This is a genomic window from Gordonia sp. LMA167 (assembly GCF_058130025.1).
Genome location: NZ_CM176708.1, coordinates 1,606,674 through 1,623,327 on the forward strand (window position 1 = coordinate 1,606,674; position 16,654 = coordinate 1,623,327).

19 protein-coding genes are annotated in these 16,654 nt (G+C 67.6%); 17 read left to right on the top strand and 2 right to left on the bottom strand.

From position 1 onward, the window contains the following. Positions 1–9 precede the first annotated feature (9 nt). The gene (locus ACVT6V_RS07195; RefSeq protein ID WP_489899114.1) at positions 10–210 is read right to left on the bottom strand and encodes a DUF2613 domain-containing protein; all 201 of its coding nucleotides are present in this window, start codon (positions 208–210) and stop codon (positions 10–12) included. Positions 211–525: 315 nt separating this feature from the next. On the opposite strand from ACVT6V_RS07195, the gene hypA reads away from it, so the two are divergent. From hypA to ACVT6V_RS07275, 16 genes are all read left to right on the top strand, one after another. Beyond that, a complete protein-coding gene (gene hypA / locus ACVT6V_RS07200) occupies positions 526–900 on the top strand; it encodes a hydrogenase maturation nickel metallochaperone HypA (protein ID WP_489899115.1) in 375 nt (124 codons plus the stop codon). Beyond that, positions 858–1,787 (top strand): hydrogenase nickel incorporation protein HypB, encoded by a 930-nt coding sequence (hypB, locus tag ACVT6V_RS07205; protein ID WP_489899116.1) that lies wholly within the window; start codon positions 858–860, stop codon positions 1,785–1,787. Before hypA ends, hypB begins: the two co-directional genes overlap by 43 nt. A gap of 109 nt (positions 1,788–1,896) precedes the next feature. After that, entirely contained in the window at positions 1,897–2,955 is a 1,059-nt protein-coding gene (locus ACVT6V_RS07210; protein ID WP_489899118.1) for an NADH-quinone oxidoreductase subunit B family protein, read from the top strand. Between the two features lie 15 nt (positions 2,956–2,970). Next, positions 2,971–4,767, top strand: a complete 1,797-nt coding sequence (locus ACVT6V_RS07215) for a nickel-dependent hydrogenase large subunit (protein ID WP_489899119.1) — start codon at positions 2,971–2,973, stop codon at positions 4,765–4,767. Further along, positions 4,760–5,665: a NifU family protein gene (locus ACVT6V_RS07220; protein WP_489899120.1), complete on the top strand. Its 906-nt coding sequence runs from the start codon at positions 4,760–4,762 to the stop codon at positions 5,663–5,665. The genes ACVT6V_RS07215 and ACVT6V_RS07220 overlap by 8 nt, the downstream gene beginning before the upstream one ends. Beyond that, on the top strand, positions 5,662–6,309 hold the full coding sequence (locus ACVT6V_RS07225) for a DUF5947 family protein (protein ID WP_489899122.1): 648 nt from the start codon (positions 5,662–5,664) through the stop codon (positions 6,307–6,309). The genes ACVT6V_RS07220 and ACVT6V_RS07225 overlap by 4 nt, the downstream gene beginning before the upstream one ends. After that, positions 6,309–6,953, top strand: a complete 645-nt coding sequence (locus ACVT6V_RS07230; RefSeq protein ID WP_489899123.1) for a DUF6084 family protein — start codon at positions 6,309–6,311, stop codon at positions 6,951–6,953. Before ACVT6V_RS07225 ends, ACVT6V_RS07230 begins: the two co-directional genes overlap by 1 nt. Then, entirely contained in the window at positions 6,950–8,272 is a 1,323-nt protein-coding gene (locus tag ACVT6V_RS07235) for a hypothetical protein (protein WP_489899124.1), read from the top strand. Before ACVT6V_RS07230 ends, ACVT6V_RS07235 begins: the two co-directional genes overlap by 4 nt. Positions 8,273–8,290: 18 nt before the next feature. Further along, positions 8,291–8,410 (top strand): DUF6893 family small protein, encoded by a 120-nt coding sequence (locus ACVT6V_RS07240; RefSeq protein ID WP_489899125.1) that lies wholly within the window; start codon positions 8,291–8,293, stop codon positions 8,408–8,410. A 1-nt stretch (position 8,411) separates the two neighbouring features. Beyond that, positions 8,412–8,915: a hydrogenase maturation protease gene (locus tag ACVT6V_RS07245; RefSeq protein WP_489899126.1), complete on the top strand. Its 504-nt coding sequence runs from the start codon at positions 8,412–8,414 to the stop codon at positions 8,913–8,915. 4 nt (positions 8,916–8,919) lie between these two features. Then, positions 8,920–9,165 carry a HypC/HybG/HupF family hydrogenase formation chaperone gene (locus ACVT6V_RS07250; RefSeq protein WP_489899127.1) on the top strand — a complete coding sequence of 82 codons (246 nt, stop codon included), beginning with the start codon at positions 8,920–8,922 and terminating at the stop codon, positions 9,163–9,165. After that, complete coding sequence (gene hypF, locus ACVT6V_RS07255) at positions 9,162–11,480, top strand: carbamoyltransferase HypF (RefSeq protein WP_489899128.1); 2,319 nt, start codon at positions 9,162–9,164, stop codon at positions 11,478–11,480. Before ACVT6V_RS07250 ends, hypF begins: the two co-directional genes overlap by 4 nt. A 19-nt stretch (positions 11,481–11,499) precedes the next feature. Beyond that, positions 11,500–11,814, top strand: coding sequence for a HypC/HybG/HupF family hydrogenase formation chaperone (locus tag ACVT6V_RS07260; RefSeq protein WP_489899129.1), 315 nt, complete (start codon positions 11,500–11,502; stop codon positions 11,812–11,814). After that, positions 11,811–12,935: a hydrogenase formation protein HypD gene (hypD, locus tag ACVT6V_RS07265; RefSeq protein ID WP_489899130.1), complete on the top strand. Its 1,125-nt coding sequence runs from the start codon at positions 11,811–11,813 to the stop codon at positions 12,933–12,935. The genes ACVT6V_RS07260 and hypD overlap by 4 nt, the downstream gene beginning before the upstream one ends. After that, complete coding sequence (gene hypE / locus ACVT6V_RS07270; protein WP_489899131.1) at positions 12,928–13,989, top strand: hydrogenase expression/formation protein HypE; 1,062 nt, start codon at positions 12,928–12,930, stop codon at positions 13,987–13,989. The genes hypD and hypE overlap by 8 nt, the downstream gene beginning before the upstream one ends. Further along, the gene (locus tag ACVT6V_RS07275) at positions 13,983–14,711 is read left to right on the top strand and encodes a DUF6390 family protein (RefSeq protein WP_489899132.1); all 729 of its coding nucleotides are present in this window, start codon (positions 13,983–13,985) and stop codon (positions 14,709–14,711) included. Before hypE ends, ACVT6V_RS07275 begins: the two co-directional genes overlap by 7 nt. A gap of 120 nt (positions 14,712–14,831) precedes the next feature. Here the strand turns inward: ACVT6V_RS07275 and ACVT6V_RS07280 are convergent, their stop codons facing one another. After that, on the bottom strand, positions 14,832–15,398 hold the full coding sequence (locus tag ACVT6V_RS07280) for a universal stress protein (protein ID WP_489899133.1): 567 nt from the start codon (positions 15,396–15,398) through the stop codon (positions 14,832–14,834). A 29-nt stretch (positions 15,399–15,427) separates the two neighbouring features. Here ACVT6V_RS07280 and ACVT6V_RS07285 point away from each other — a divergent pair, with 29 nt between their 5' ends. After that, positions 15,428–16,630, top strand: coding sequence for a glycoside hydrolase family 3 N-terminal domain-containing protein (locus ACVT6V_RS07285; protein WP_489899134.1), 1,203 nt, complete (start codon positions 15,428–15,430; stop codon positions 16,628–16,630). The last annotated feature ends 24 nt before the right edge of the window (positions 16,631–16,654 follow it).

The following is a 16,654-nucleotide window of genomic DNA, read 5'->3' on the forward strand; positions in this document are numbered from 1 at the left end:
GCTCGAAGGTCAGTTCTCGGCCCCGGTATCGCCGCGCGAGCCGTAGTCCACCGAGCCCTGCACGAAACCGTTGTTGGGGTTGATCGAGTTCACGTCCGTCGACGGGCTCGTCTCGGTGGAGAGGAATCCACCGAGGAACACAGCGCCGAGTCCCACCAGGATGCCGGCGACCCCGGCCACAGCTCCGGCGACGAGGCGGTTGTTGGTCATGGCGACGAAACTACCATCGCGCCGAAACCCGGCCCGGCAAGCGCCGCTCGAAACCCCCGGTCGAGGTACCCGCTCGAACCCGACCCGACTCTGAAAACCGCCCGACCCGCCGTCCGAACTCCGAAAACCGCCCGACCCGACTCTGAAAACCGCCCGACCCGCCGTCCGAACTCCGAAAACCGCCCAGGAGGGGCCGCTGGTCGGCATTTCGCCGACGGATGCCCGCTCCGGGGTGGTTTTCGGCGGCGGTTTCCCCGAAACCGGCGGCTTGCGACGGAGTATGGTCAGGGCCACGCCAGGGCGAATCGAGGCGCGATGCACGAGATGGCGATAACACAGAGCGTGATCGAGGCCGCGTGCGAGCATGCCGCGGGCCGGCAAGTGCACCAGGTCACCGTCGAGGTCGGTGCGCTGTGCGCCGTGGAGCCCGACGCCATGCAGTTCTGTTTCTCTCTCGCCGCCGAGGACACCCTCGTCGAGGGTGCGGTGCTGGAGATCGTCATCACGCCGGGGCGTGCGCGTTGCCGCAGCTGCGGCAACGAGACCACACTGCGCGACTTCATCCTCCTGTGTCCGTGCGGCAGCGCCGACCTCGACGTCACCGCCGGCCGAGAACTGAGGATCACGTCGATGGAGGTGAGTGACGAATGTGCGCAACCTGCGGATGCGGCGATGACTCGGGACCGGTGATCTCGAAACCCGGCCACCACGAGAACTCGCACGGTCGCGACGACCCGAATGACCACGACGACCCGCACCACCACGACGACCCGCACCACCACGACGACCCGCACCACCACGACCATGGCCATCGGCACCACCATGACGATGCGCAGCACCATCATGCGCACGACCATCCGCACCCCCACTCCGAGCAGCACGTCGCGCCCCGCACCGAGACGATCACCCTGGAACAGAAGGTGCTGGATCGAAACGACCTCCTGGCCCAGGAGAACCGGGAATGGCTCGCCGCTCGCGGCATCGTCGCGCTCAACATGGCGAGCTCGCCGGGTGCCGGGAAGACCTCGTTGATCGAACGCACCATCCGGGAGCGCTCGGCGGACTTGCGTTTCGCGGTCATCGAAGGAGACCAGGCCACGCTGCGCGACGCCGAACGAATCTCGGCGACCGGATGCGACGTGGTGCAGATCAACACCGGGGCCGGATGCCACCTCGACGCGCAGATGGTCCGTAACGCCATCGACTCGCTGAGCCCGGCGACCGGATCACTGCTCCTGATCGAGAACGTGGGCAACCTGGTGTGCCCGGCACTGTTCGACCTCGGCGAGCGGATGAAGGTCGTGGTCATCTCGGTCACCGAGGGGGACGACAAACCGGTGAAGTATCCGCACATGTTCGCGGCGGCCGGGCTCGTCATCATCAACAAGGTCGATCTACTGCCCTACGTCGACTTCGACCTCGACCTCTGCACAGCGCATGTGCGAGCGGTCAATCCGCGCGTACCGGTCATCCCTCTCTCGGTCACCAGTGGTGAAGGTGTGAACCATTGGTACACATGGCTTTCAGAAATCCATCAACATTCCGGGCCGACGCCGGTGCCCACCGGAGGCGATTGACAACTCACACTCGTCGGCGTAATGCTGTGACAAGCGTCACACAAGCGTGCCGACGGTCGACTCCCGTGACGCCAGGGGCCGTGTGCGGGGTCCCGGAAAGCGGCATCTCATGCCCGATGAGCTTGCGCAGAAGGCGGAGGAGACCCTGATCCACGTTCTGTGGATCAACGCAGGACTCAGTTGCGACGGCGACTCGGTCGCCCTGACCGCAGCCACCCAGCCCAGTGTGGAGGAGATCGCCCTCGGCGCCTTACCGGGTCTGCCGAAGGTGGCCGTGCATTGGCCGTTGATCGACTTCGAGTGCGGACCCTCCGGTGGTGCCGACGACTTCCTCGAGTGGTTCTTCAAAGCCGATCGCGATGAACTCGATCCGTTCGTCCTGGTGGTCGAGGGCTCGATCCCCAACGAGCAACTCCACGACAGCGGCGGATACTGGTGCGGCTTCGGCAACAAACCCGGCACCGATCAGCCGATGACGACCAGCGAGTGGCTCACCCGGCTCGCGCCCAAGGCGACAGCTGTCGTCGCCGTCGGAACCTGTGCCACCTACGGCGGCATCCACGCGATGGCCGGAAACCCGACCGGCGCGATGGGGGTGCCCGACTTCCTGGGCTGGGACTGGCGCAGCAAGGCCGACATCCCGATCGTGTGCGTGCCCGGCTGTCCGATCCACCCGGACAACCTGTCGGAGACCCTGACCTATCTGCTCTACATGGCCACCGGACAAGCGCCGATGATCCCGCTCGACGACGCACTGCGACCCAAATGGCTCTTCTCGGCGACCGTGCACGAGGGCTGCGATCGCGCCGGTTACTACGAGCAGGGCGACTTCGCGACCGAATACGGTTCACCGAAATGCATCGTCAAGCTCGGCTGCTGGGGGCCGGTCGTGAAATGCAATGTGCCCAAGCGGGGTTGGATCAACGGCGTCGGTGGCTGCCCGAATGTGGGCGGCATCTGCATCGGTTGCACCATGCCCGGCTTCCCGGACAAGTTCATGCCCTTCATGGACGAGCCGCCGGGCGGCAAACTCTCCTCGACGGCCTCCGGCCTCTACGGGACGGTGATCCGCAATCTGCGCCACATCACCGGTGCGACCGTCGACAAGGAGCCGCGATGGCGCCACAAGGGGCAACGACTGGAAACCGGCGCGACCAGGACCTGGTAGGAGAGGCATCAGACGATGACAACCATCATCCCCGAGCCGTCGCACAAGAAGGTCGATCCGGACAGCCTCGTCGAGATGGCGTGGGACCCGATCACCCGGATCGTGGGCAGCCTCGGCATCTACACCAAGATCGACTTCGAGAACCGGGAGGTGGTGGAGTGTCACAGCACGTCGTCGATCTTCCGCGGTTACTCGATCTTCATGCGGGGCAAGGACCCTCGCGACGCGCATTTCATCACCAGCCGAATCTGCGGGATCTGCGGTGACAACCACGCCACCTGCTCGTGCTACTGCCAGAACATGGCGTACGGGGTGAAACCGCCACACCTGGGTGAGTGGATCGTGAACCTCGGCGAGGCCGCTGAATACATGTTCGACCACAACATCTTTCAGGAGAACCTGGTCGGCGTCGACTTCTGCGAGAAGATGGTCTCCGAGACCAACCCGGGCGTGCTGGCCAAGGCGGAGAACACCGAGGCGCCCCATGCCGGCGACCACGGCTACCGCACCGTCGCCGACATCATGCGGGCGCTGAACCCGTTCACCGGTGAGTTCTACCGCGAGGCATTGCAGGTCAGCCGCTACACGCGAGAGATGTTCTGCCTCATGGAAGGTCGACACGTCCACCCGTCCACGTTGTATCCGGGCGGAGTGGGCACGGTGGCCACCATCCAGTTGATGACCGACTATATGACCCGCCTGATGCGGTATGTGGAGTTCATGAAGAAGGTCGTCCCGATGCACGACGACCTGTTCGACTTCTTCTACGAGGCGCTGCCCGGCTACGACAAGGTGGGTCTGCGCCGGACACTGCTGGGATGCTGGGGTTCGTTCCAGGACCCGGAGGTCTGCAACTTCTCCTACCGCGACATGGAGGACTGGGGCCGCAAGATGTTCGTCACACCCGGTGTGGTGGTCGACGGCAAACTGGTCACCACCTCGCTGGTCGACATCAATCTGGGCATCCGAATCCTCTTGGGCAGTTCCTACTACGACGACTGGACCGACCAGGAGATGTTCGTCAAGACCGATCCGCTGGGCAACCCGGTGGACCGGCGGCACCCGTGGAACCAGCACACCAATCCCAAACCCGCCAAGCGCGACATGGACGACAAGTACAGCTGGGTGATGTCGCCACGCTGGTTCGACGGCACCGACCACCTCGCGCTCGACACCGGCGGCGGACCGCTGGCGCGGCTGTGGTCGACCGCACTGGCCGGCCTCGTCGACATCGGCTATGTGCAATCCACCGGTCACAGCGTGAAGATCAATCTGCCCAAGACCGCGCTCAAGGGCCCCGCCGAACTCGAATGGACGATCCCCGAGGCGGGCAGCAACACCATCGAACGCAATCGGGCGCGCACCTACTTCCAGGCGTACGCGGCTGCCTGCGCACTGCATTTCGCGGAGCAGGCACTCGCCGAGATCCGGGCCGGACGAACCAAGACCTGGGAGCAGTTCGAGGTCCCCGACGAGGGCATCGGCTGTGGCTTCACCGAGGCCGTGCGCGGTGTGCTGTCGCATCACATGGTGATCCGCGACGGCAAGATCGCCAACTATCACCCGTATCCGCCGACACCCTGGAATGCCAACCCGCGCGACAGTTTCGGGACGCCGGGGCCGTACGAGGACGCCGTTCAGGGGCAGCCGATCTTCGAGGAGAACGGCCGCGACGACTTCAAGGGCATCGACATCATGCGTACCGTGCGCAGCTTCGACCCCTGCCTGCCCTGCGGCGTGCACATGTACCTCGGCCAGGGACAGACACTGGAGAAACTGCATTCGCCGACGCAGGCGTTGACGGGTGACTGACGACCCGGATGCCGAGGACGGGCGCTGGCGCGGTGCCGGGGACCGTATCGAGAACCTGCTCGACGCTTCGTCGGCGCAGGGCGGTGCGCTCGCGCGCGAGCGGGCCGAGGCGCTGGTACGGGAGGTCGCCGACCTCTACGGCGCCGGACTGACGCGCATCGTCGCCAAGCTCGACACGGCCGCAATCGATGCGCTGGTCACCGACGACCTCGTCGCAAGTCTCCTGCTGGTACACGGGTTGCACCCCCATGACGTGCGCACCCGCGTCGAGACCGCCATCGACACCGTGCGGCCCTACCTCGGCTCGCACGGCGGCGACGTCACCGTCCTCGACGTCGTCGACGGCGTCGTACGACTGGAACTGTCCGGTAGCTGCCGAAGCTGTCCGTCGTCGTCGGTGACGCTCGAACTGGCCGTCGAGGAGGCGGTCCGGGCGGCGGCGCCCGAGATCGAGTCCATCGAGGCCGTCGCAGCCGAACCCGACCAGCCCGGCGTGATCGCGGTGGAGTCGCTGTTCAGTCGGGTGCACACCGACGATCTGCACGCCGGTGAGGCGTCGCGTGGTAGCTGGGAACCGATCCCGCAGGTGGCCGAGCTGGCACCCGGTGAGGTCGGGGGCTTCGCGGTCGGTGGCCTGGTGATCCTGGTGTGCCGGATCGGCGAGGGCTGGTACGCCTACCGCGACCGATGCCCCGGGTGCGACGACTCGATGGCCGGGGCGGGACTGCACAGTTCCCCGCAGGGCGTGGCGATCCTGCGGTGCCCGAACTGCGGGGCCCGGTTCGACGCCGTGCACGCCGGTGCGCGACTCGATGGCGACGGCCACCTCGAGCCGCTGCCGATGTTGACCCGCGATGGCCTTGTGTCGGTCGCGATACCGGCGGGCGCGGCACCGTGAGCAGCCCGTTCGACGTGATCCGGCGGATCACGAGCACTCGGCCCCCGGCTCCGTCGGGGGAGGTGTGCGAGATGTGCGCCGACCCGATGGGCACACGACATCAACACGTCGTCAACGTCGAGGACCGGGCGCTGATGTGTGTTTGCCGTGGCTGCTATCTGCTGTTCGTCGACCAGGGCGCGTCGCTGCGCTACCGCGCGGTGCCGGACCGTTTCCTCTGCTTCCCCGACGACACCGTCGCGCCCGCGGACTGGGCGGGACTCGAGATACCCGTGGATCTGGCGTTCTTCTTCCGCAACTCGGTGCTCGGCCGGATGGTCGCGTTCTATCCGGGACCCGCCGGCGCGATCGAGTCGGACCTGCCTCTGCAGGAGTGGGATTCGCTGGTGCAGCGGTGCCCGGAACTCGACATCGTCGCGGCCGACGTGGAGGCACTGCTCATCCGGATGCCCGGTGACAGTCCGGGTGCGGCCCGACCGGGCGAGGCCGCCGGCTGCCTGCTCCTGCCCATCGACGTCTGCTACGAGTTCGTCGGGCAGGTGCGCACGCGATGGCGCGGTTTCGACGGCGGATCGGACGTGCACGACTACATCGACGAGTTCTTCACCACGATGTCGCGCCGTGCGGCACCGGTAGGTGCGTGATGGTCGGCGGCGGCACCCTCCGGCTCGAGGTGCTCGACGTCGCGCCCGAACGGTACGCGGCGACACCTACCCTGATCGCGCACACCCGGATCAGCAGATTCGACGGTGTCCGGGTCCAGGCGATCGCGCTGCGCGCACAGGTCCGCATCGAGCCGGCGCGCCGTGCCTACGACGACGCGGAGGCAGCCGGGCTCGTCGACCTGTTCGGCGACCGCGAGCGCTGGGCCGGCACGCAGCGTGCCTTCCTCTGGATGCACACCTCGACGATGGTTCCCGCGTTCACCGATCAGATCGAGGTGGACCTGCCGATGCCGTGCACCTACGACCTCGAGGTGAGCGGGTCGAAGTACTTCCATGCCCTGGCCGACGGATCCGTCCCACTCCTCTTCCTGTTCAGCGGCACCGTGTTCGTCGACGGCCCCGCGGGATTCTCGGTGGAACACATCTCCTGGGATCGGGAGAGCCGCCATCAGCTCCCGGTCGCGGTGTGGCGAGAGTTGATGGCCACCTCCTACCCCGGCCAGGGCTGGGTGCGATTGCGCGAGGAAACCCTTGCGGCGCTGCGCGACTACAAGTCCGCACACGGCCTGCTCGGCTACGACGACGTCGTGACCACCTTGCTCTCGAGGGAGGCGATCCGATGACGATCGCGGACGTGCGGGCGGTGGCCGACGCGGTGCTGTACGAGGGCTATCTCCTCTACCCGTACCGGTCGACGTCGGCGAAGAACCAGGCACGCTGGCAGTTCGGCGTGCTGGGCCCGCCGGGAGCGGCGAACGCCGGCCTGGGCGAGCCGCCGAACCTGTCCGCGCAGTGTCTGATCCGCACCGACACCGACACCGACACGACGGTCACGGTCGCCACCCGCTTCCTGCAGCTGCAGCGCCGCACGGCTCGCGACGCGTCGGCGAATCCGGTGGAGACACTCGTCGTCGACGGCCGACGTCACGTCAGCTGGGACGAGGCGGTGCCGTGCGAGATCACCAGCGACCCACTCGCGCTGCAGGACCTGATGAGTGCGGAGAGCGTCGGTCGGATGGACATCGCGGCGGGTGCGGAGGTCGAGGAGCTCGATGGCGGGAGCCTCCTGCGCACGCGACAACCCCTGTGTGGGTGTCTGCGGGTATCGGCGGTGAATGCGGGCGACCTCGTGCGGCTGACGGTCTCGGCGGAGAACGTCGGCGACCCGGCCGTCGATGCCGACGATGCGATCGCGCGCTCGTTCATCGGCGCGCACATGATCGTCGAGGTGCGCGGCGGCTCGTTCGTATCGGTCATCGACCCACCGGAACCGTTCGCGCCCCTCGCGCGGGACTGCGTGCACCACCGGGCGTTCCCGGTGGTGGCCGGACCCGACGGCGAGGACCATCTGATGCTGATCTCGCCGATCATCCTCTACGACCATCCCGAGGTGGCCGCACAGAGCCCGGGGGCACTCTTCGACTCCACCGAGATCGACGAGATCCTCACGCTGCGGGTGATGACCATGACCGACACGGAGAAGGAACAGGCCCGGGCCACCGATGCCCGGGCCGCCGAGATCATCGACCGTTGTGAGGCCATGTCCCCCGAGGCGATGGCGCAGCTGCACGGCGTGCTCCGCGAACCGCACCTTCCCGAACCTTCTTCACCGCAACTGGTTCCGGAGGTGCCCGACGGGATGGACTGGTGGGACCCCGCAGCCGATGCCGCCGTCGCGCCGGAGTCCGACGCGGTCCTCGTCGGTGGTGTCGCGGTCGGTCGCGGCAGCCGGGTCCGGTTGCGGCCGTCGCGTCGCGCGGATGCCCACGACGTGTTCTTCGCCGGCATGACCGCCCGCGTGATGACCGTGCACGGCGACGTCGACGGCGACATCCACGTCGGGGTGGTGATCGAAGACGACCCCGCCGCCGATCTCCACGAATCCTTCGGTCGCTACTTCTATTTCGCGCCCGACGAGATCGAGCCTCTCGACAACCCCTGAGGCGGAAAGGAACCCATCATGCGAAGAATCGGACAGATCGCGACGCTGCTCGCGGTCGTCACGGCCGTGGCAGGAGTGGTCATCGGCATCCGCTCGGTGCCCGACCTGCAGCGGTACCTGCGGATGCGCCGAATGTGAGATGACGGCGGCCACGGTGCCGACCGCGACCGTCCTGGTCGCCGGGATCGGCAACATCTTTCACCGCGACGACGGGTTCGGACCCGAGGTCGTCCGGAGATTGGCGCTGCCCGCCGACGCGGCGCGGGTTGTCGACTACGGCATCCGGGGGCTACACCTCGCCTACGACCTCCTCGAACGATGGGAGGCGCTGGTGCTCGTCGACGCCGTGCCCGACCGGGGCAGACCCGGAGAGGTCGAGGTCATGGTCGTCGACAACGGATCAGCCGCGGCGACAGACCTGTCCGCGGCGAATCTCGACGCGCACGGGATGGATCCGCTGACGGTGTTCGCCGAAGTGCGTGCCCTGGGCGGCACCCTGCCACCGACCTATGTGGTCGGATGCCAGGTCAGCTGTGTCGACGACGGGATCGGACTGTCGGCGCCGGTCGCCGCCGCCGTGGAACCGGCGATGGACGCGGTGGTGTCCGTCCTCGACCGCCTTGCCTCGACCCGGCGGGAGTGACGTCATGTGTCTGGGTATCCCGGGGCAGGTCATCACGGTGCTCGACGAGTACGCCGGTCAGATCGCGCTCGTCGACGTGAGCGGTGAACATCGCAAGGTCAACATCGGTCTGCTCGACGACGGGTCGGCGCTCGGCAACGGGGACTGGGTCATCATCCACATGGGCTTCGCGGTGGAGAAGACCGATGCCGACGGCGCGCGCGAGGCACTGGCCGGACTACGCCTGATGGGTCGAGGTGAGGCCGAATGATCGGGATGTACGAGACGCGGGTTCGACTCAGGCTGCAGATCACCGGGTTGGTGCAGGGCGTGGGATTCCGACCGTTCGTCTACGCGACCGCGACCGAGCTGGGACTGGCCGGCCACGTGCACAACGACACCACCGGTGTGGTCATCGAGATCGAGGGAAGGATCTCGGCCGCCGACGAATTCACCGAACGCCTCCGCAGCCGACCGCCACCCCTGGCAGTCGTGGAGGAGGTCACCGCGACCCGCGTGCCGGTGCGCGGGGGAACCGGCTTCTGTATCGACGACACGACCGTGCGGGCCGCAGGCCGCACCCTGGTGTCGCCGGACGTCGCGATCTGCGTCGATTGTCTTGCCGAACTCCGCGACCCGGCCGATCGGCGACACCGGCATCCCTTCATCACCTGCACGAACTGTGGCCCTCGCTTCACCATCGTGGAACGCATGCCCTACGACCGGCAGAACACGACACTGGCCGGCTTCCCGATGTGCGCGGCCTGCGCCGCCGAGTACCACAACCCGGCCGATCGGCGATTCCACGCGCAGCCGATCTCGTGCCACGACTGTGGACCGACCCTCGGTTATGCCGGACCGGGCGATCCGTCCGACGACCCGGTCGGCGCCGCCCGGGCGCTGCTGCGCGCCGGCGGTATCGTCGCGATCAAGGGCATCGGCGGATATCACCTGGCCTGTGATGCCACCGACGAACACGCGGTGAGCACCCTGCGGGCACGGAAGCGCCGGGGCGACAAGCCGTTTGCCCTCATGGTCGCCGACCTCGATGCCGCCCGACGACTCGTCGCGCTCGATGACGCTTCCTGCCGTGTCGTGGCGGGACCGCAGGCCCCGATCGTGATCGTCCCGCGCGCCGGTGAGCCGGTCGCGCCATCGGTCGCGCCGGGGAATCCGGACCTCGGCGTGATGATGGCCTACAGCCCATTGCACATGCTGTTGTTCGGGCTCGACGGTGACGAGCCCGGACCGCAGGTCCTGGTCATGACATCGGGAAACCTCGGCGGCGAACCGATCTGCTACCGCAACGCCGACGCCCATGATCGACTCGCGGGCCTTGCAGACGGGTTCCTGGAGCATGACCGGCCGATCGTCGTGCCCTGCGACGACTCGGTGGTGCGGGTCGTCGGCGACATGACGGTCCCGATCCGCCGGTCTCGCGGCTATGCGCCGATGCCGCTCGCCCTGCCGGTGGCCGCGCCGGCCGTCTTGGCGACGGGCGCGGACCTGAAGAACACCTGCGCGCTCGCGCAGGGCCGCTACGCGTGGCTGAGCCAGCACATCGGCGACATGGACGACCTGGCCACCATCGAGGCGTTCGGCGCCACGGAGCGCCATCTCGAGGCGGTCACCGGGATCGAGCCGGACCTGCTGACCGTCGACGCGCATCCCGGCTACCGATCCGCCGCGTGGGCGCGACGTCACGCGGGCGGGCGCGAGATCCGTACTGTCGGACACCATCACGCCCATGTCGCGGCGGTGATGGCCGAGCACGGTCTCGACGCGGCCGACAGTGTGCTCGGCGTCGCATTCGACGGCACCGGGTACGGATCCGATGGCGCCATCTGGGGTGGCGAGATCCTGCACTGCCGGTACAAGACGTATCAGCGGGTCGCACACCTGAAGTACGTGCCACTTGCCGGCGGCGACGCGAGCGTGCTGCGTCCGTACCGGATGGCCTTGGCGCATCTGTGGTCTGCGGGCATTCCGTGGTCGGACGGGCTGCCGGCGGTGCAGGCGTGCCCGAACGTCGAACGCCGCGTGTTGCGCCGGCAGTTCGAGACCGGCGACGGCTGCGTGCCGACGTCGAGCATGGGCCGGTTGTTCGACGCGGTCTCCGCCATCGCCGGGATACGGCAGGGCGTCGACTACGAGGCCCAGGCCGCGATCGAACTCGAAGCGGTGTCCCGGACGTCGGGCTGCGACGGGCAGACGTATCGGTTCGCGATCACCGACAGCGCAGTGACAACCGACGATGCGAGGACGGCCGACGGCGCCACGATCATCGATCCCGCACCGGTGATCGCGGCAGCGTCCTCCGATCGGCTCTCGGGCGTGGGTCCCGGGGTGATCGGCGCACGCTTTCATGCCGCCGTGGCCGCGGCCGTGCTCGATGTCGTCACCCGGTTCGGTGAACTGTCGGGGACGGTGGCGTTGACCGGAGGGGTCTTCCAGAACGCGCTCTTGCTGTCGATGACGCAGAAGATGTTGCTCGACAACGGGTTCGAGGTGATCACACACCGGCTCGTACCACCGAACGATGGTGGTGTCGCGTTCGGCCAACTGGTCGTGGCGAGTGCCGGCTGAGGCGAAGGAGGCAGGACTGATGTGTCTGGCGGTACCGGGCAGGATTCTGTCCATCGACCGGGTGGACGACACGCTCATGGCGGTCGTCGACTTCGGCGGACTCCACAAAGAGGCGTGCCTGCAATACATTCCGGATGCGGCCGTGGGCGACTACGTGATGGTGCACGTGGGCTTCGCCATCCAGCGGCTCGACGAGGAATCCGCGCTGGCGACACTCGCCGAGTTCGAGCATCTCGGCGTGCTGAACGAGGAGTTCGGTGACGGCTTCGCGCTCGCGGCCAAACAGGCCGGCGTCGCCGATCCACGTACGACCGATCCGGAGGTGGCCCCATGAAATATCTCGACGAATTCAGTGATCCGACGCTTGCCAGGCGATTGATCGACGAGATCCGCGCAACCACCGATCACCGGTGGGCGATCATGGAGGTCTGCGGCGGCCAGACCCATTCGATCGTCCGTCACGGGATCGACCAGTTGCTGCCCGACTCGATCGAGATGATCCATGGCCCGGGCTGTCCGGTCTGCGTGACGCCGCTGGAGGTGATCGACAAGGCGTTGGAGATCGCCTCGACGCCCGGCGTGGTCTTCTGCTCGTTCGGAGACATGCTCCGGGTTCCCGGGACGAGCCGAGACCTGTTCTCGGTGAAGAGTTCCGGCGGGGACGTCCGCGTCGTGTACTCGCCGCTGGATGCGTTGAAGATCGCCAAGGCGAACCCGGATCGCCAGGTGGTGTTCTTCGGCATCGGTTTCGAGACCACCGCACCCGCCAACGCGATGACCGTCTACCAGGCGCGTCGCCAGGGCCTCACCAACTTCTCGATGCTGGTGTCACACGTCCTCGTGCCGCCGGCGATCGCGGCCATCATGGAGTCACCGACCTGCCGGGTGCAGGCGTTCCTGGCTGCCGGACACGTCTGCAGTGTGATGGGGACCGCGCAGTATCCGCCACTCGCAGAACGATATCGGGTGCCGATGGTGGTCACCGGGTTCGAACCCCTCGACATCCTCGAGGGCATCCGCCGCGCGGTGCGCCAGCTCGAGGAGGGACGTCACGAGGTCGAGAACGCCTATCGGCGTGCGGTTCCGCCCGAGGGAAACCCGGCGGCGCAGGCGATGTTGGCCGAGGTGTTCGAGGTCACCGACCGCGTGTGGCGCGGCATCGGGATGATCCCCGACAGCGGCTGGCGACTGTCGCCGGCGTTCCGCGACTTCGACGCCGAATACCGCTTCCACGTGGACAATCTGCACGCCGAGGAGTCCGCCGTCTGCCGATCCGGTGAGGTCCTCCAGGGCATGATCAAACCTCACGAGTGCGCCGCCTTCGGCAAGGAATGCACACCCCGGCACCCGCTCGGCGCGACCATGGTGTCATCGGAGGGGGCGTGCGCGGCGTACTACCTCTACCGTCGGCTCGATCTGCCCGATCCCAAACCCGCGGCGGCCTCCCATGGCTGATACCCAGGTGGACATGGAGAACTGGGTGTGTCCGCTCCCGCTGCGGGATTCACCCACCATCGTGATGGGCCACGGGGGCGGCGGCGCGATGTCCCAGCAGCTGATCGAGCACCTGTTCCTGCCGTCGTTCGGGGCGGCTGCCGACGCGGGGATGGGAGACTCGGCCGTCGTCGACATCGGTGGCGCGCGTCTGGCCTTCTCGACCGATTCCTACGTCGTGCGGCCGATGGAGTTCCCGGGCGGATCGATCGGCGATCTCGCGGTCAACGGGACGGTCAACGACCTCGCGATGGTCGGCGCCCGACCGGTGGTGCTGTCGACCGCGTTCATCCTCGAGGAGGGTACCCCGCTCGCCACCATCGCACGGGTCGCCGAGGCGATGGGAGCCGCGGCGCTCGCGGCCGGGGTGACGCTGGTGACCGGAGACACCAAGGTGGTCGACGCGGGCAGTGGCGACGGTATCTTCGTCAACACCGCGGGCGTGGGGCTGATCGGGCCCGGGATCGACATCGGTCCGCATCGGGCGAGAGTCGGGGACGCGGTGGTGGTCAGCGGCGACATCGGCGTGCACGGTATGGCGGTGATGAGCTGTCGGGAGGGCCTCGGGTTCGGAACGTCGATCCGCAGCGACACGGCGCCGCTGGCCGGTCTGGTGTCGGCGATGATCGAGACCGGCTCGGACATCCACACCCTGCGTGACCCGACGCGCGGTGGGCTGGCGGCGAGTCTCAACGAAATCGCGTCGTCGGCGGGAATCGGGGTTCTGCTGCAGGAGAAGGATATCCCGGTACCCGCGGCGGTCCGTGACGCATGCGGGTTGCTGGGCCTGGATCCCATGTACGTGGCGAACGAGGGCAAGCTGGTGGCCTTCGTGTCGCCCGAGGATGCCGACACCGTGGTGGCGGCCATGCGCGCACATCCGTTGGGTGCCGACGCCGCGGTCATCGGCACCTGTGTCGGTGATCATCCGGGCATGGTGGTGGCGCGCACCGCGCTCGGCGGCACCCGCGTGGTGGATCTTCCGGCGGGTGAACAGCTTCCGCGGATATGCTGACCGACCTGTCGGGCGTGGAGACGTTCGCGCGCTACGCGTTCGCGCCGAACGAACTCGGATACTGCGGACCCGAGGACTTCGTCGAACTCATGCGTGGCGACCCGCGCCGCCTCGCCGAGCGCGCCGACGAATTCGAGGGCGCCTGGGCCTATCTGGCCACGCTGGCCGAGGCGATGGGGGATCGCCCACCGCTGCACCCGGAGCTGGTGCGGGCCTACTGGGTGGGCAATGCTCTTCTCGAGCAGGTGGATTCGGAAATGTTGCTGCACACCCTGCGGCAGGCGATCCGGGGTCCGGCGACCGGTTTGCTGGGGTCGATCGAGGCCATCGACAACCCGCCGGCGCACCACAACTTCCACGTCCTCGCCGTCTATCCCTGGATCACGTTGCTGCGCATCGACGCGACCACCCCGCTGTCGATCCTGCGCAACTGCTGTATCCGGCCCGGCCGGATCGAGTCGGTGGCCGGCGACGTCGTCGAGGTGTCCCGTCGTGAGCTGGTGTACGACGATGGCCGACTGGCTCTCGGCGATGCGGCGGCCGGGCCCGCGCGTTGGCGACTGCCCGGCTACGAGATGATCGCCGAACCGGAGGTGGGTCAACACGTGTCGTTGCACTGGGACTGGGTGTGCGACGTGCTGACCGGGGCGGAGGTGCGGACGCTGAACGCGGTCACCGGGCAGGTTCTCGGGATCGTGAACCGGCATCTGAGGGGAGCGTGACCGGCGGCCCGGACCGGGTCGTCGCTGAAAACCGCCCGAGACAGGTGCGTCGTCGGCTGATCGCCGACCTCAGCCCTGCCCAGGGTGGTTTTCAGTGGCTGAACGGTCGGACTGGTCGGCTCAGGGGGTGACCGGCGGCAACTTCTCGCACTGCGCCGGCACGATGAACACCGGGCGGTGACAATGCTTGAGGACACGCTCGGCGACGCTCGAATGCAACAGGGCTTTGAGGCCGGACTCGCCTCGCGTGCCGGTGACCAGCAGGTCCACCTTGAGCGCGTCGGCCGCGGCGACCAGAGCGCCCCACACCGTGGACTCGACCTCGACGAGCGAGCCCTGGGCGCGCATGCCCGCGGCCGCGGCCAACTCGACTCCCCGGCGGTTGATGGTCTCCGCCTCCTCCTCGAGCGCCTCGTCCACGCCGGCCTCGAGTTGGGTGTCGATGAAGGGTTGCATCCCGCCGGCGAGGGTGGACAGACGTGTCGGTGACAGTTCGCCCGGCTGCCACGCGGTGACGACGTAGGCGGTGTCGGCGCGGAGGAATTGGCCCGCGTAGCGGATGGCGCGGTCGGCGTTCGGTGAGCCGTCGTAGGCGATCATCAGGGTCTGGTGCGCAGTGCGTCCCCGGCCACCGTTGCCGTCGGACGTCGCGGTGGCGGGTTCGGTCGGGTCGGACCCCACGTCCATTGCCCCAGGTTACATGCCAGACTCGTCACATGGGCTCAACTGCGCGAGGGTGCGGCATTCGTGGCGTGTTGTCGATGATGGTGGTCGCGGTCGTGGCGTTCACGGCTGTGGGCTGCGCGAACGCGGAACCATCCGGCTCGACAAGCAGTTCGTCGTCGGTCTATAGCGTGGCCACATCCGGCTCGCCGGCGTCGTCGTCCGCGGTTCCTGTCGCTTTGGCTTGCGGCGCAGACCAACTCGACCGGATGACGCTGCGACAGAAGCTGGCGCAACTGATCGTCGTCGGCGTGACCGGCGCGGCAGACGCCCAGGCCATCGTCGATTCCGAACAGATCGGTGGGATCTTCGTCGGCAGCTGGACCGACAAATCGATCCTCACCAGCGGTGCGGCGACACGTATCTCGCGACGCAGCAAGTTCCCGCTGATGGTGACGGTCGATCAGGAGGGCGGCCGGGTGTCGAGGCTGTCCGAGCTCGGGATCGACAGTCCGTCCGCGCGTGTCCTGGCGCAGACCAAGACACCCGCACAGGTTCGTGAACTGGCGGCGTCGATCGGCCGGCAGCTGCGTCGGCTGGGTGTGACGGTGGACTTCGCGCCCGACGTGGACGTCAGCAACGAACCCGACGACGAGGTGATCGGCGACCGGTCGTTCAGCAACGATCCGGCCGTGGTCACCGAGTACGCACAGGCGTTCTCCGCCGGTCTCCAGTCGGCCGGCATCACACCGGTGTTCAAGCACTTTCCGGGACATGGTCACGGGTCCGGCGATTCGCATCTCGGCGTGGTGGTGACGCCGCCGCTGTCGTCGCTGGAGCAGAGCGATCTGGTGCCGTACAAGACGCTGCTGCGCGACCCCGGCAACGCGGCCGTGATGGTCGGGCACCTGATCGTGCCCGGTCTGACCGGTCCGGAAACCCCGGCCAGCATCAGCCCGAAGGCGATCGGCATGCTGCGGACCGGCAGGCCCTACGGCGGGCCCCCGTTCAACGGGGTCGTCTTCTCCGACGACCTGTCCGGCATGGCGGCGATCAGTGCGCGATATCCCATCGAGCAGGCAGCGCCGATGGCGATCCGCGCCGGGAGTGACATCGCGCTGTGGTTGTCGACGGATCGGGTGTCGTCGGTGCTCGACGCATTGGAACAGCAGGTGGCGACCAAGCGGCTCACCGAGCAGCGCATCGACCGGTCGGTGGTGCGGATTCTGCGGTCGAAGGGCGTGCTGACGTGCTGAGTGACGGTCCTCCGCCGCGGCCGG